This is a genomic window from Candidatus Omnitrophota bacterium (genome assembly GCA_028716565.1).
GTDB lineage: Bacteria > Omnitrophota > Gorgyraeia > Pluralincolimonadales > Pluralincolimonadaceae > Pluralincolimonas.
This window is the reverse complement of record JAQUPL010000001.1, coordinates 158878-172191: the sequence shown is the minus strand read 5'-3', so window position 1 is coordinate 172191 and position 13314 is coordinate 158878. Positions and strand designations below refer to the sequence as shown.

Below are 13314 nucleotides of genomic sequence, written 5' to 3'. Positions count from 1 at the left end.
AAAGGCCAAGCCTCTCTTCTAAAGGCCCAGTGAAAGCAGGTATTTGAGGTTTCTTTCTATATGTTCCTTGCAATGGGGCTCGGAAGTTATGATCGGCTCCCTGCCTTTCTTCCAGGCCTCGATCAGCAGCCTCTTGAAATCCAGGTCACCGTCCCCAAGCGGCAGATGGGTATCGAAATCGCCTTTGTTGTCGGAAAGATGCAATTCGCCTATCGACCCGTCCGGGTACCATTTCAAGGCGTCGAACGGGGACATCTTTCCGAACGCGTAATAATGGCCGGCGTCAAAGCACGCCTCCACAGACGGGGAGTTGATCCCTTTCAGCAGCCCCACAACCACTTCGGGATCCGGGTCTACGGAATTTTCTATGGCTATGACTATCTTCCTTGATTCGGCGGCTTTCATCGCCTCCTTCCAGACCGGGATGCTGAGGTCGAGGAAAAAGCGCGAGGCGCCTTTGTAAAAGATGGGGTCGAGCCCGGTGTGCAATACGATATGGTTGGCCCTCAGTTTCTCGCAAAAATCAAGCGCCGATATAAAACGTCCGTAGGTCAGGTCCCTTATCTTGGGATCCGTGCTTCCGGGATTAAGGTCCAGGAACGGGCCGTGCACTATTTTTTTTATCCCGCGGCTTTCAAAGACGCCGTTTATTTTATCTATCTCATCATCGGTATAATCGTCCAGGGCCTCTCCGTTGGCGTATATCTCGCAATTCACCCCGATCTGCGCTATCCAGTCGAGGCTGCTTAAGAGTATCCTGTAAGGCACGTGGAAGTAGACCTTCTCCTTGGTTATCCTCATTTGAACTCCTTCTATTCATAAAAAAGGCCTAGGTTTACCCTAGGCCGTGAATAAGTCCTCAACCCTACCGTGAGGGCTTGGCCGCTTGACCCTTTATTCAAGGTGGGGTCCTGTCGAATACCTCGAAAGGTACCCGAACTCCAAACCCCTTATACGACTTTGCTGATCATTGCGCCAATCCTAACACGCATAGGGTAGATATCTTTTCCCGATACAATTATATCACGGCCGCAGGCAAAGTCAATACTACTATTGCCCCATCAGCGACTGGATCGCCGTCATTATCCCTGCCAGTAAAGAATCTACCGTCCGGTCGTCCGGCTCATCCATCCTACCCGGTTCGATAGCTTTTCCTATTATTATTTCTACGGGACAGGGCCTCGGCAATACGGAATTGCGCGGATAGGCCTTGAAAGCGCCCTTGACCGCGCACGGTACGACCGGTGCGCCCGATCTTAACGCCATAATGGCCGCGCCTCTCCTGCCCGCGCCGAGCCTTCCGTCGTAACTCCTGGACCCCTCCGGGAATACTCCTAAAGCCTCGCCTTTCCCGAGCAGGTCTATGGCCTTCCCGACCGAACCGTTCTCCCTTATCATGCCTGTCGAAGCGAACAAAGGCCTCAGCCACCAAACATCATAGACGTCTTTCCGGACTATCCATTTTATCTGCCTGGGGACAACGGCTGCGATCGCGACGGGATCCAGGTAGCTGGAGTGATTGGCGGCTATTATGACTTTGCCTTCGGCAGGGATATTCTCTACGCCTTTGACTTTCAGGCAGAAAAAAATCCTGCAGATCAACCACCCGATCGGCCGCAGGATTCCGTACAACAAAGTTTTAATTTATTATTACCATCCTCTTGGCCAGGATGGAATTGATATAGCCGGTTATCTTCAGCATATCCTGTTTCTTTATCCTGTTGAAGAAGACGCCTATGTTCCTGCAATTGGGATTCGACGGGGATTTTACCGGTTCCGAACGGACGACAACGCCCTCTATATGTATGGGATGCGCCTTTGATTTTTCTTCGGAAGGGAGCAGGAGCACGATCTTGACTTTTGATAAAAGCGGGAAATAACCGTCAACCTGGCAAAAAACGCCTGAACAACTGATATTTTTTGTTACGCTTATCGTGTCGAAGCCTTCATCTTTTATCTTTAGAGGCACTTTCTCATCGACACGCGGATGTTTTCTTCTTTCGGACTTTGGCCTTGACATAAGTTTATATTTTACTTGTTCCGCGGTTGTGCTGCGTTCTGGCCGATCTGCTCTTCCACCCATTCTTTATAAACGTGGTCCAGTATGCGGTTCCTGTCAAAAGGCGACATCTGGGAGAATTTCACGCCGGCGGATGATTCGGTCTTGATCTCTGATTTTTCCACCCAGACAAGGTCTCCTTTCGCGTACACAGGAGCCATATCCTCGGGGATCCTCAACTTGATCTCTAATTCAGTGCCCGGAACGAGTTTGCTGTTTACTGCGATCTGCATCCCTTCGCGGCTCAGGTTGCGCGTAACGGAGATGCCTTCTATCGGGGCGCCATTTCCGGGAACCATATACTCCACTTCAACGGCTACATCAAAACGCATGAATTTCCGTTTCTCACTCATCCCCCTCACCCCCCTATCTTGTTTTTAAGATCAGTTCTCGCCCTCCTTTTTCAGTTATTGTTATTATTATCTACCCCTCAATAACAAAAGTCAAGCTAATATTCCAGCAACTCCTCGATGATCCGCTTTATACGCCCTTTATCCTCGTCCGTGATATCGGTAAACTCTATTCCCGTATCAAACTGCGAGGGTTTCTTCTTTGCGTATTCGTTGCGCCGCATGACCCATGCGACTTTGCCGCCGCATGCTAACGGGACAGGGTCATCGGCGAGAAAAATTTCTACGTCAACCGGGGTATTCCTCAATAACCCTTTCTCGAGTATGACACAGATCCCGCCGGTAGAGATGTTCTCGGTCTGGGTCCTGAAGACAAGGCTGGTCTCTTTTTTCTTGACGATGACCACGCATTCGAAGACGACCCGCGCGCCTCTTCTGGTATCGATTCCGCCCCAGCCCATTTTAGTTCCCTCTCAAATGTATTATACCTTCAAAAGCGCGCATTACAACAGGATTTTTGCTTTGACAAGCATATATTATGATGATAGAATGAAAATCACGAAATCCTTTTTTTCGGGTTTTTTTGGAGGTTCTCCGCGTGTATGAAAGTTTTTTTGGCCTAAAAGAAAGACCTTTCAACGTAACCGCCGACCCTAATTTCCTTTTTTTCAGCAAGAAGCACCGCGAAGCCTTCGACCATCTCATCTACGGCATAAAAGAAAGAAAGGGATTCCTTGAGATAACCGGCGAGATCGGCACAGGCAAGACCACCCTTTGCCGCGCCCTCTTGGGCCAGCTCGACAAAAATACGAAGACCGCCTTTATCCTTAACTCAAACCTTCCGGAGATGCAGCTCTTACTGGCCATAGTCACCGATCTGGGCCTCGCGGCAAAGCCAAAGACCAAGATAAGCCTCCTTACCGAGCTCAACAAGTTCCTGATCGCGGAACTTAAAGCCGGCTCTAATGTGGTCCTTATCATCGATGAGGCGCAAAATCTCAAGGCGGCCCAATTGGAACAGATAAGGCTCCTTTCCAACCTCGAGACCGACAAGGAAAAACTGATCCAGATAGTCCTCGTCGGCCAACCGCAGCTGAAGGAAAAGCTCGACTCCCCCGAGTTGGAACAGCTTAGGCAGAGGATCGCAGTAAGGTATCATATCCTTCCCCTGGACAGGACCGAAGTGGGGGATTATATTTACCACCGCCTGCGGGTCGCGGGCGCCGACGGGAACTTAACATTCGAGCCGGATGCCCTGGGAGAGATCTACGAATACTCCTCAGGCGTGCCGAGACTGATAAACCTCATCTGCGACAGGGTGTTACTTCTGGGATTCTCCATGGAGACAAAGACAATGACTCTGGACATGATAAAGCGTTCCGTTGAAGAGATCGAGGGGTATGTAAAAATATGAGCATAATACTGGAAGCCTTAAAAAAGGCGTCTGCGGCCGGGAATACCCCGCCGCTTGCCGCCGGAACTACGGCCAAAAACCTGGAAGAAAAGATCGAGGAGGTAGCCGGGGTCTCTGACAGCGGCGGTTTTAACCTCTCGAGGACAATGCTGATGGCCGCGGCGGCGATCGTGATCGTCGGCCTTGTCGCATTTTTGACGCTCCCGCAGGGCGGGACGCAGAACGGGACAACCGAAGCGAACAACGTTATCGCATCTCTCCCGTCTTCCCCGGAAGCAAACGGCAGACCGGCCGCTGAAGGATATTCTACGGTACCCCCTCCCGCTCCCTCAAAACAGGAAGTTACCCCCATCGGCAGTTTCATAACAAAACTGTCAAATCCCCGCCTGACCCTCAGCGGGATAGTCTATGGCGCGGGCAAACCGGCCGCCATAATAGAGAATAAGATCCTGGAGGAAGGCGCCTCAATAAAAGGAGCCAGGATCGTAAAGATCCATAATAGCAGCGTCGAAATGCTGGATGAGGTGACAGGCCAGGGTTTCGTCCTGAAATTGGATTGACCCTTACGCAGGGTTAAGGTTTCTTCCCTTTTACCTTTTTAACGGATTTTTTTACGGCGGTATTTTTGGAAGGAACGGTCACTTTTTTAGAGACCGCGGTTCCGGAAAGGACAGGCTCTTTATGGCTGACCTTCGATATGAATAATTTTACGGCGAAGAATGATCCGTAAGCCGCTAGGATGAGGACCACAATGGATCCGATCACCACCAACTGCCTGCTCTTAAGGAAAGGCGGCTTGAACCATATCTCCGGGCGCTCGAGCGATTCCTTGTCTTTCTTAAGCCTGTTGACCTCGCCCTGAAGCCGTTTGAACTCGCCTTTTAATTCTTCCAGTTCGGCATTAAGCTCCTTCTTCATTTTCGCGTCGGGTTTTTCCTGTATCGGCGACTCTTCATTTTCCTTTACGATAAAAGAGGAATCCATCACCTCCACCTTATCGAGGTAATTCCCGTAAAGCTGCTTCTGGATATCTTTTTCCGTGAGGTTCTTTACATTTTTATCCGTTTTATCCGGTTTTTTCCAGAACAATTTGGCCTCAGAAAGTGACTACAAATTTTATTATGTCGATGCCGCCGGAGACGAGCTTCTGGTCCTCCTTGAAACCCCTGCTCCTGCACAATTTGATCGCGCTCTTCATAGTTGTCGCGGCGTGGAAGACCGCTTCGCGATAACCTTTTTCTTTGCAAAAATCCAGGGCCCTGTCTATAAGGAGGCCTCCGAATCCTTTCTTCCTGAAAGAAGGATTGACAAAGAGCCGCCTTATGATGGCGGTATTTTTCGACTCCTCCTTGATCCCGACGGTCCCGGCTATGCCGGCGTTATCCTCTATCACGAAAAATTGCTCCCTCTTTCCGCCGTAGACCTTATCTATCGAATCGAGATCGCCGTAAGGATAAGCGTTATGCCCATACTCGAACTCTTTGGAGAGTATGCCGCTGATCAACTCCTTTACCTGCTTCTGGTCCCTGGATTGTATCGGTCTGATCTGCATGTTATGTGATTTTACTTCTCCTCAGCCATTTTGTCAAGCAAGCCCTCATTAAAAAGCGCTTTATAGGCGGCGTCCTGTTCCGCCGATTTTTTGTTCTTCCCTTCCCCTCTTCCGCGCGCCATCCCGCCAAAGAGGACCGCGACCTCGAAATGTTTCCTGTGCTCGGGCCCTTCTTCGGATATGACCATATATTTTGGGGTGGCCTTGTAGGCTTTCGAAGTATATTCCTGGAGGACAGATTTGTAATCTTTAGTGGTGCCGCCTTCCGAGATCCTCTTCAATTCCGCCTTAAATTGGCCCTCGATGAATTTTCCGGCTTTTTTGAAGCCCCCGTCGATATAGATGGACCCTATCACGGCCTCATACGCGCCCACAAGGTTCCTCGACTGTTCGGCGCCGCCGCTCGCCGCTTCTCCTTTTCCGAGCAGGATCATCCCTCCGAGCCCGAGCTTCCTGGCCAGGCCTTCCAGCGTCGGGCGGCTTACGAGCGCCGACCGTATCCGGGTCATCTCTCCCTCGAGAAAATCCGGGAACCGTTTGAAGATAGTACCGCTTATCACTAACCCGAGGACCGCGTCACCGAGGAACTCAAGCCTCTCGTTATCGGACCCCTTCCCTCCGGCATGCTCATAAGCGTATGAACGGTGTACAAGCGCTTGCGCCAGGAGCCGCTTATTCCTGAACACATACTTTATCCGCCGTTCAAATTTTTTAAGTTCGGATGACCTTGATTTATCTGCCATGGAGGGGTTTCAACGGTATAATTTTTTGATCTCTTCGCGTATTAACGGTTCGGGGATCGCCTCCCTGACTACGACCCTGCCTATTTTTACCGGGAGGACGAACCTGTTCACTCCACGGATGAATTTCTTATCGCGCGACAGGGAACCCATGATCTTTGCCGTGTCGGTCTTCTCCAGGTTTACCGGGAGGCCGAAACTGCCGATCAACCTTTCTATCCTTGAGACGCCCGCAGCCGGGAATATCCCCAATCTCTGCGACATGCGCGCAGCGGCTATCATCCCCAATCCTACCGCCTCGCCGTGCGAATAGGCGCCGGAATATCCGTGCGCCGTCTCGACGGCATGCCCTATCGTATGGCCGTAATTCAAAATTGTCCTTATAGACTTCTTTTCCTTTTCGTCCTTCGATACTATCCCGGCTTTTATCTTCGCGCACCTCTTTACTATTTCCAGGAGCGTGCCGGCGTCCCGCCTTATTATCTTCCGCCTGTTGCGTTCGAGATAAACGAAGAGCGCCCTGTCTTTTATGACGGCGTATTTGATGACCTCGGCCATGCCTGAGGCGAAATCGCGGCCCGAAAGGTCCCTGAGGAAAGATATATTGCTGTATACGAGTTTGGGTTGATAGAATGAGCCTACTAGGTTCTTGCCCTCGGGCAGGTCCACCGCTACTTTTCCGCCGATCGATGAGTCTACTTGGGCAAGCAATGTCGTCGGGACCTGGATATACGGTATCCCCCGTTTATACGCGGATGCCGCGAAACCCCCGAGGTCCCCCACCACTCCGCCTCCCAGCGCGACGGCGCACAGCCTCTTGCCTTTGCCGTCCATCCTGGAAAGCGACGCCAAAAGCCTCATCGCCTCTTTAAGCGACTTGGCCTTTTCCGAATCGGGGACAACCAGGAATTTCACCCTGAGGCCGGACCCCTTAAGGGAACCTCCGACCTTCTTTCCGAAAAGGGACTTGACCTTCGCATTCGTGATGACTGCCGCGTCTGTCCCGGGATCAAGCCTTCTTAATTCCCGCGGCAGCTTTCCAAGAGTCTTTTCGATGGCGATAATATAGCTGCGCTCGCCAAGGCGGACCGGTATTGAAGCCATGATATCACCTTATGATTGATGATTACGGAGCCGCTTAGTTAGATCTTCGTTACGTTGGACGCCTGATCGCCTTTTTCGGTGTTCGCTATCTCGAATTTCACCTTCTGCCCCTCGGCTAAAGTCTTATAACCTTCGCCGATTATCGCAGAATGATGGACAAAGACATCCTTACCCCCGTTATCCGGAGTTATGAAACCGTAGCCCTTCTGGTTCGAGAACCACTTTACCACTCCGGTCAATTCGTCTGCCATTGTTATTACGCACCTCCTTCCTTTTTAAGATTTAAAACCCTATGATCCTTGAGAGCGCAAATAAAATAGGATTAACGAACCAATTTAAAAAACCCATCCACAGCATTACAAAGAGTATCATAAAGCCGTACGGCTCTATGCTCATATAGCTCATCGCCATCCTCGGCGGCAGGAAGCTGAATAGGATCCTCGAACCGTCGAGGGGCGGGATCGGTATAAGGTTGAACGCCGCCAGGATCAGGTTTATGCTTATCGCGTAAAACATAAGGCCTTTTAATAACGGCTCATGCAAAAAAGGGAACAGCCGGTAAGCCGCCACAAGCGCAAAGGCTAACATGACATTAGCTAAAGGGCCGGCTGCGCCGACCCACGCGATATCTTTCTTCGGATTGCGAAGCCCCATGAAATTTATCGGGACCGGCTTGGCCCATCCGAATACGACCGGCGATCCCATAATCATCAGGGTGATCGGTAATAATATAGTGCCGATAGGGTCGATATGAGAAACGGGGTTGAGGGTCAATCTTCCGGAAAATTTCGCCGTCGGGTCGCCTAACTTATAAGCTACCCATCCGTGGGCGATCTCATGGATTATCATGGCAAACAGGAATATCGGGATTATTATAACAAGATCCAGGACGGTTACGGCAAAATTTGCTAAAAAACTATCCATCAGGAAACGGGGCTGCCTATTTTGACGGGTTTTTCGGGGATCAATACGGCAAGCGATTCCCCGTCCTTCGTGGCGAGGATCATGCCGTTCGAGACGGCTCCGCGTATAGTCGCCGGTTCGAGGTTGTCTATCATGACGACCGACTTCCCTTCGAGTTCTTCTTTTTTATAAAAAGGTTTTATGCCCGCGACTACCGTCTTTTCCGCCTCGCCTGTCGATACGGTGATGAGATACAGTTTGTCGGCGTTAGGATGGTCTTCCACCTTCAGGACCTTGGCTATTCTGATGTTGAGTTTTTTGAAATCTTCGAATTTTACGTATTCCATCTCTACTCTATTATTTGTACCGCGTCAGCCTCGTAGAGCGCCGTCCCGTTCACGTCCTTCCTTATGCCCCAGACGTTCACCGGAAGGTGGATATAGCGGTTAAGGTCGACCTTTGAGCTTGTAAGATAGCCCAGGGACTTGCCGTCTTTGACGATCTTAAACTGGCTTAAGCGTCCGTGGACCTTGCCCACATTATCGACCAGCCCCGAGACCATTGGCGCCTCTCCGGGCCGCGGCGTGGAGATATTTTTTATCTTGGCGTCGTAATCCTCTTTCGCCTTTAGATGCCCTATCTCGGCCATTTTTAATTTTATCCCTTCCGCCTTAAGCAGCGCTTCTTTCTCCTCGGGAGTGTCTTTGTATTCGGCGGCGAATTTCTGGTATCTCTCGAGGATCCACTTGAGCTCTATCTCGCGTAAGGGCTTCTTAAGCTCCGCCGCGTATGAAGCGTCAAGCTGGGCTAATTTTTCAGGCAGGTCTGCGGGCTTCGGGACTTCGGAGTTTCCGTCACTATTGACATAATCAGAGGATACCCACCCGCATGAACCCTTGGGGGCCTCTATCTCATACCAGTCAAGGTATTCCTTGCGTATCTTGACCGCCGTGCCTTTATTCAGGCGGCAGACGATGGATGAGGAAACGGTGCCCGCGGCCCTGACGTTGATCTTGTCTTCCGAGATCACCGTCCGGCCGTCTTTCTTTGAGACCTTGGACTTGGTGACATAGACGAGCGCCTTCTTCGGGAGCTCTATCTTATACCATTTGCCCTTAAGCCCCAGCACGTTTATCTCTTCCCCTTTTTTCAACTGGCAAACAACCTCGGAAGAGATACTGTCGGCGGCCCTCACATTCACCCGGTCACCGGAGACGGTCCCGGTAAAGGGCCCGCCTTCGAGCGATCCTTTCGACGCGTATGAAAGGTTAAAAGGAAAAACAAGGCAGGCTACAGCGCAGAGAAAAAACCTTGCACAAAAAGAAAGTTTCACTTCCCTTCCTTCGATTTTGCCTGCTCCTTCTTGCCCGGAGCCGCTGCCGCCGGTTTCGCGCCGGCGGGGGCCGCGCCTGCGGCCGGAGCCGTTCCCGCCGACCCTGGAGCCGCTACGGCACCTTCAGCCGCGACTTTCTCGACCTTCTCTTTTTTGACCTTGATCTTCACGGACTTGACCTTAGGAAGGCCGAATACGGACTGATCTTCCTTCCACTTGTCTTTTTCCGACAGCATTTTTATACGTTCGAACCTCTTAAAAACCGACCTATGGCCCTTCCCTTTGGAAGGACGCAGACTTGGATGGATCGACATCAATCACTCTCCTTGCATTTTAGCGTTTTCTTACCAGGCACCCTTTATACTTCTTTCCCATCGCTGCAAGCGTCTGTTTCGCCGCATCTTTCGTGGCGAATGAACCGACGCACAAAATGAAATAATTGCCCTTTTTTATTATCTCGCCGGTATAACCCGTGGCCTTGACCCGTGAGAGCTCTTTTTCCGCAGCGTCGCGGCCCTTGTATGAAGCCACTTGTATCGTAAAAGGCTTATCCGCGGCCGATGCCGCGGCGCTTACAACCGGTTTGACGGCAACCGTTTTAACGGGCTCCGGGGCCTTCGGAAGCGTCTTTGGCGCTTCGGCAACCGGCAGCGGCGCCGGCTTTACAGACGGAGCCTCGACAACCGGTTCGACCGGGGCCGGGGCTTCCACGTCCGCGCTGTTCAAGCTCCTTCCTCTTTCCACTCCCAGAGAAAAGATGATAGCCGCCACAAGAGCGACGCCGATCAGGATTATGAACAGCGTCTCATAACGAATAGACAAAGCCAGACGATACTGCGGGAAGATCTGCTTATCGAACTTGTTCAATACGCCGAAAAACCTTCCCCTCGTCTTCTTTACTACTACAAACTCATCAAACAGCTCTTGCTGTTGTTTTTGGGTATTTAAAGGCGGCATCTATATCACTCCGAGGAAGACTAATTTTATCATAACGGCCATTTGAAAGCAAACGATTTTTGATACCACATAGATATCACTTTGGAAGCGGCTTATCTACGGGTTTTACCTCAAATTTTATGCCTCCGGATGAGAATGAGATACTGGAAGGCTTATGGGGATCTCCTTTAAGAGAGAGTTTTATCGAATACCATCCGTCTTTCTCCTCTTCCCCAAGAAGCGATCTCTCCCGTTCCTGAACCGCCGCGACAAGGCGGTTATTTATGCCGAAATCGAGTTCATAATCTATCTTTTTGTCCTGGAACCTGGTGAAATTGCCCGAAAATTTGAAGTCCTTCCCGGCGCCTTTCAGGTCAGTGATCGAGATAAATCCCTTACTGGTAGTTATAACGCCGGTTATCCCGTCAAACGCGTAGTTATTCTGCGACGGGACCCCGAAGGGCTTGAGGAGCTTATTAAGGGAATCTTTAGGGCCCGACTTCAAGACGACATTCTGGAAATCGCAGCTGAGGACGAATTTTGCCTTAAAAAACTTCGCGGGGTCGAGGCGCAGGTACGCCCTCTCCGCGGTGAACGCCAGGCCGTCCTTGTCCATCGCTTTTATGTCGGATACCGTGAGCTGGGCCGGCATCTTCACGCGCACCGACCCGAAGACGACATTCATGTCGAGGGCCTTTTCGAGCTTAAAGGTTATGAAATCCTTGAGCAGGTATGAGGTGAGCGGCGAATAGAAGACCACGAAAAGTATGGCCACTAATATGATCAGGTATAAAAGTCGGTGCCTCATTGCATCCTCTCGTATGGGTTAAATAGTTTTATGTACTCGTCAAGCGCGTACCTGTCGGTCATCCCCGCGATATAATCGCAGACCACCCTGTACCTGTCCACGGCCTCCCGGCCTGCGGCCCCTGGCAGCTGCCCGGGGTTCGAGATATAATAATTGAACAGCTCCCGGATAAAGCGTTTCGATTTATCCGCCATCCTCACTACCCTCTTGTGCATATAAAGATTATCATATAAGAATTTCTTGAGGGGTTTCCTCTCTTCAAGTAATCCTTTGGAAAAAGCGATAGTCCTCTCCGGCCTCGACCTTGCCGATTCGGCGGAGGCGATCCCGAAATCCTCGATCCTTTTTCCGGATTCATTTATGAGGTCCGTGACTTCCGTGTTTATAAGCGACCTAACCATCTGGTATTTCCTGATGCTGTTGCTCATAGACGGGTGGGCCCTGGAGATCTCCTCGCAGATCTTCTTCCATAAAGGTATATCGCGGATCTCTTCTTCCTTTATCAGGCCCGAGGTCAATCCGTCGTCTATGTCGTGGTTGTCGTATGCTATCTCATCGGCCAGGTCTACTATCTGGGCTTCAAGCGTAGGCGATTTCTCGGGTTCTAGCTGGGGAAGGCCGCCGGATCTGTCATACGGGGTGGAATGCTTGTTTATCCCTTCCCTGACTTCCCATGTAAGGTTAAGGCCTTTAAAATCCGGGTATCTCTCTTCGAGGAGGTCCACGACGCGAAGTCCCTGTATGTTGTGGTCGAATCCCCCGTGGCCTTTCATCAATTCATGCAGTTCCTGCTCCCCGGAATGCCCGAAAGGCGGGTGGCCGATATCGTGGGCCAGGGCGATCGCCTCGGTCAGGTCGGGGTTCAGGCCTAGGGTGCGCGCTATCGAGACCGCTATCTGCGCTGCCTCGAGGGTGTGCGTCAGCCTCGTCCGGTAATAATCGCCCTCGTGGTTTACGAAGACCTGCGTCTTGTATTCCAGGCGGCGGAAAGCGGTCGAATGTATCACCCTGTCCCTGTCGCGTTGGTAGCAGGTCCTATAAGGATGTTCCTCTTCCTTATGTTCCCTGCCCCTCGAATCCTTCGCCTTCATCGCGTAAGGGGCGAGCGTCTTCGACTCTATCTCCTCTATTTCTTTACGCGTGAGCATTTTATCAGCCTGTCATACAAGGCGCCGAGAGATTCGGATATGACTTTCGTCGAAGCCGAAACCGGCATGAAATTGGAGTCCCCGAACCACCGCGGGACTATATGGATATGGACGTGATCTTTTATGCCGGCGCCGGCCGCCCTCCCGACATTGACGCCGATATTGAAACCGTCGGGACGCATCGTCTTCGAAAGGAGTTCTTGCGTCGCGTTAAGGAGGCTTATGAGGTCCGCCGTTTCTTCTTTATTAAGTTTAGTGAGGCTGTCAACGTGCCTGAGAGGGACGATCATCATATGGCCGTTGTTGTAGGGGTAGAGATTAAGGATGGAAAAGCTGTGGCGGGTACGCGCTACTATGTAATTCTTCCTGTCTTTTCCCGTCTTGGGCTTGGAACAGAAGATGCAGCCCTTCATCGTGTTCACCTTAGTGATGTATTTGGTCCTCCACGGCGCCCAAAGCCTGTCCATTAATCCTCCGTCAAAGTTTCACTATCTTAGCGGTTATCTTGCTGTTTACCTCAATTATCCCGTAAGAATTGTACGGGGCGAATATCTTATCGGTCGGGCTGCCGGGGTTCAAGAACAACACCTTTTTTATCATTTCACTCATCGGCCGGTGGGAATGGCCGAAGACGATGCAATCCACTTTATCGCCCTTGAACTCTTCCAATATGCGGTCGGTCAACCCGTCCGGAGTGCCCCAGCCGTGGATAAGGCCTATCTTGAATCTGCCGGCTTCCACAATCTCTTTCGCTTTCAGGGCGGAACTCAACTCCTTCGAATCCATGTTCCCGTATACGGCAACCGTCTTTTTGAGCTTCCTTAATTTCTCCAGGAAACTCATCTCCGCGAAATCTCCGGCGTGCAGTATCAGGTCGGCCTTCTTTATTTCTTCATAGACGGCCTTAGGGATATCTTTAGCCATCCTGGGTATGTGCGTGTCAGACAAGACCAGTATCTTCATATCA

General features: G+C 51.1%; 21 protein-coding genes. 2 read left to right on the top strand and 19 right to left on the bottom strand.

Annotated elements, in window-relative coordinates; translation table 11 throughout:
- Positions 1-18: 18 nt before the first annotated feature.
- The 5 genes from PHO67_01005 to PHO67_00985 form a co-directional block, all read right to left on the bottom strand.
- Positions 19-801: a sugar phosphate isomerase/epimerase gene (locus tag PHO67_01005; protein MDD5545726.1), complete on the bottom strand. Its 783-nt coding sequence runs from the start codon at positions 799-801 to the stop codon at positions 19-21.
- Between the two features lie 249 nt (positions 802-1050).
- The gene (locus tag PHO67_01000; protein ID MDD5545725.1) at positions 1051-1602 is read right to left on the bottom strand and encodes a lysophospholipid acyltransferase family protein; all 552 of its coding nucleotides are present in this window, start codon (positions 1600-1602) and stop codon (positions 1051-1053) included.
- Between the two features lie 37 nt (positions 1603-1639).
- Positions 1640-2020: a PilZ domain-containing protein gene (locus tag PHO67_00995; GenBank protein ID MDD5545724.1), complete on the bottom strand. Its 381-nt coding sequence runs from the start codon at positions 2018-2020 to the stop codon at positions 1640-1642.
- An 11-nt stretch (positions 2021-2031) separates the two neighbouring features.
- Positions 2032-2412 carry a PilZ domain-containing protein gene (locus tag PHO67_00990; protein MDD5545723.1) on the bottom strand — a complete coding sequence of 127 codons (381 nt, stop codon included), beginning with the start codon at positions 2410-2412 and terminating at the stop codon, positions 2032-2034.
- A 95-nt stretch (positions 2413-2507) separates the two neighbouring features.
- Positions 2508-2870 carry a PilZ domain-containing protein gene (locus PHO67_00985; protein ID MDD5545722.1) on the bottom strand — a complete coding sequence of 121 codons (363 nt, stop codon included), beginning with the start codon at positions 2868-2870 and terminating at the stop codon, positions 2508-2510.
- Positions 2871-3007: 137 nt separating this feature from the next.
- On the opposite strand from PHO67_00985, the gene PHO67_00980 reads away from it, so the two are divergent.
- Together PHO67_00980 and PHO67_00975 are read left to right on the top strand one after the other, a co-directional pair.
- Positions 3008-3823 (top strand): AAA family ATPase, encoded by an 816-nt coding sequence (locus PHO67_00980; protein ID MDD5545721.1) that lies wholly within the window; start codon positions 3008-3010, stop codon positions 3821-3823.
- Positions 3820-4383 carry a hypothetical protein gene (locus PHO67_00975; GenBank protein ID MDD5545720.1) on the top strand — a complete coding sequence of 188 codons (564 nt, stop codon included), beginning with the start codon at positions 3820-3822 and terminating at the stop codon, positions 4381-4383. The genes PHO67_00980 and PHO67_00975 overlap by 4 nt, the downstream gene beginning before the upstream one ends.
- Positions 4384-4396: 13 nt before the next feature.
- On the opposite strand, the gene PHO67_00970 is transcribed toward PHO67_00975, so the two are convergent.
- From PHO67_00970 to PHO67_00905, 14 genes are all read right to left on the bottom strand, one after another.
- The gene (locus tag PHO67_00970) at positions 4397-4912 is read right to left on the bottom strand and encodes a hypothetical protein (protein ID MDD5545719.1); all 516 of its coding nucleotides are present in this window, start codon (positions 4910-4912) and stop codon (positions 4397-4399) included.
- Between the two features lie 7 nt (positions 4913-4919).
- On the bottom strand, positions 4920-5375 hold the full coding sequence (locus tag PHO67_00965; GenBank protein MDD5545718.1) for a GNAT family N-acetyltransferase: 456 nt from the start codon (positions 5373-5375) through the stop codon (positions 4920-4922).
- Positions 5376-5386: 11 nt separating this feature from the next.
- On the bottom strand, positions 5387-6118 hold the full coding sequence (rnc, locus tag PHO67_00960) for a ribonuclease III (protein ID MDD5545717.1): 732 nt from the start codon (positions 6116-6118) through the stop codon (positions 5387-5389).
- A gap of 9 nt (positions 6119-6127) precedes the next feature.
- Positions 6128-7219: a 3-dehydroquinate synthase gene (gene aroB, locus PHO67_00955; protein MDD5545716.1), complete on the bottom strand. Its 1092-nt coding sequence runs from the start codon at positions 7217-7219 to the stop codon at positions 6128-6130.
- A 38-nt stretch (positions 7220-7257) separates the two neighbouring features.
- Positions 7258-7470, bottom strand: a complete 213-nt coding sequence (locus PHO67_00950) for a cold shock domain-containing protein (protein ID MDD5545715.1) — start codon at positions 7468-7470, stop codon at positions 7258-7260.
- A 31-nt stretch (positions 7471-7501) separates the two neighbouring features.
- Positions 7502-8143, bottom strand: a complete 642-nt coding sequence (locus PHO67_00945; protein MDD5545714.1) for a site-2 protease family protein — start codon at positions 8141-8143, stop codon at positions 7502-7504.
- Complete coding sequence (locus tag PHO67_00940; protein MDD5545713.1) at positions 8143-8469, bottom strand: hypothetical protein; 327 nt, start codon at positions 8467-8469, stop codon at positions 8143-8145. The genes PHO67_00945 and PHO67_00940 overlap by 1 nt, the downstream gene beginning before the upstream one ends.
- A gap of 2 nt (positions 8470-8471) precedes the next feature.
- Positions 8472-9455 carry an SH3 domain-containing protein gene (locus PHO67_00935; GenBank protein MDD5545712.1) on the bottom strand — a complete coding sequence of 328 codons (984 nt, stop codon included), beginning with the start codon at positions 9453-9455 and terminating at the stop codon, positions 8472-8474.
- Positions 9452-9769: a small basic protein gene (locus PHO67_00930; GenBank protein MDD5545711.1), complete on the bottom strand. Its 318-nt coding sequence runs from the start codon at positions 9767-9769 to the stop codon at positions 9452-9454. The genes PHO67_00935 and PHO67_00930 overlap by 4 nt, the downstream gene beginning before the upstream one ends.
- 19 nt (positions 9770-9788) lie before the next feature.
- Positions 9789-10412: an SPOR domain-containing protein gene (locus PHO67_00925; protein ID MDD5545710.1), complete on the bottom strand. Its 624-nt coding sequence runs from the start codon at positions 10410-10412 to the stop codon at positions 9789-9791.
- A 76-nt stretch (positions 10413-10488) separates the two neighbouring features.
- On the bottom strand, positions 10489-11199 hold the full coding sequence (locus tag PHO67_00920) for a hypothetical protein (protein MDD5545709.1): 711 nt from the start codon (positions 11197-11199) through the stop codon (positions 10489-10491).
- Positions 11196-12347 (bottom strand): deoxyguanosinetriphosphate triphosphohydrolase, encoded by a 1152-nt coding sequence (locus PHO67_00915; GenBank protein ID MDD5545708.1) that lies wholly within the window; start codon positions 12345-12347, stop codon positions 11196-11198. The genes PHO67_00920 and PHO67_00915 overlap by 4 nt, the downstream gene beginning before the upstream one ends.
- Positions 12326-12814: an HIT domain-containing protein gene (locus PHO67_00910; GenBank protein MDD5545707.1), complete on the bottom strand. Its 489-nt coding sequence runs from the start codon at positions 12812-12814 to the stop codon at positions 12326-12328. The genes PHO67_00915 and PHO67_00910 overlap by 22 nt, the downstream gene beginning before the upstream one ends.
- Before the next feature lie 10 nt (positions 12815-12824).
- Positions 12825-13310 (bottom strand): metallophosphoesterase family protein, encoded by a 486-nt coding sequence (locus tag PHO67_00905; protein ID MDD5545706.1) that lies wholly within the window; start codon positions 13308-13310, stop codon positions 12825-12827.
- Positions 13311-13314 lie beyond the last annotated feature (4 nt).

Coding starts and splice junctions, on each gene's coding strand:
- PHO67_00915 (MDD5545708.1), bottom strand. CDS start 12,347: ATGCTCACGCGTAAAGAAATAGAGGAGATAGAGTCGAAGACGCTCGCC.
- PHO67_00910 (MDD5545707.1), bottom strand. CDS start 12,814: ATGGACAGGCTTTGGGCGCCGTGGAGGACCAAATACATCACTAAGGTG.
- rnc (MDD5545717.1), bottom strand. CDS start 6,118: ATGGCAGATAAATCAAGGTCATCCGAACTTAAAAAATTTGAACGGCGG.
- PHO67_00920 (MDD5545709.1), bottom strand. CDS start 11,199: ATGAGGCACCGACTTTTATACCTGATCATATTAGTGGCCATACTTTTC.
- PHO67_00940 (MDD5545713.1), bottom strand. CDS start 8,469: ATGGAATACGTAAAATTCGAAGATTTCAAAAAACTCAACATCAGAATA.
- PHO67_00925 (MDD5545710.1), bottom strand. CDS start 10,412: ATGCCGCCTTTAAATACCCAAAAACAACAGCAAGAGCTGTTTGATGAG.
- PHO67_00985 (MDD5545722.1), bottom strand. CDS start 2,870: ATGGGCTGGGGCGGAATCGATACCAGAAGAGGCGCGCGGGTCGTCTTC.
- PHO67_00930 (MDD5545711.1), bottom strand. CDS start 9,769: ATGTCGATCCATCCAAGTCTGCGTCCTTCCAAAGGGAAGGGCCATAGG.
- PHO67_01005 (MDD5545726.1), bottom strand. CDS start 801: ATGAGGATAACCAAGGAGAAGGTCTACTTCCACGTGCCTTACAGGATA.
- PHO67_00950 (MDD5545715.1), bottom strand. CDS start 7,470: ATGGCAGACGAATTGACCGGAGTGGTAAAGTGGTTCTCGAACCAGAAG.
- PHO67_00945 (MDD5545714.1), bottom strand. CDS start 8,143: ATGGATAGTTTTTTAGCAAATTTTGCCGTAACCGTCCTGGATCTTGTT.
- aroB (MDD5545716.1), bottom strand. CDS start 7,219: ATGGCTTCAATACCGGTCCGCCTTGGCGAGCGCAGCTATATTATCGCC.
- PHO67_00990 (MDD5545723.1), bottom strand. CDS start 2,412: ATGAGTGAGAAACGGAAATTCATGCGTTTTGATGTAGCCGTTGAAGTG.
- PHO67_00905 (MDD5545706.1), bottom strand. CDS start 13,310: ATGAAGATACTGGTCTTGTCTGACACGCACATACCCAGGATGGCTAAA.
- PHO67_00995 (MDD5545724.1), bottom strand. CDS start 2,020: ATGTCAAGGCCAAAGTCCGAAAGAAGAAAACATCCGCGTGTCGATGAG.
- PHO67_00975 (MDD5545720.1), top strand. CDS start 3,820: ATGAGCATAATACTGGAAGCCTTAAAAAAGGCGTCTGCGGCCGGGAAT.
- PHO67_00965 (MDD5545718.1), bottom strand. CDS start 5,375: ATGCAGATCAGACCGATACAATCCAGGGACCAGAAGCAGGTAAAGGAG.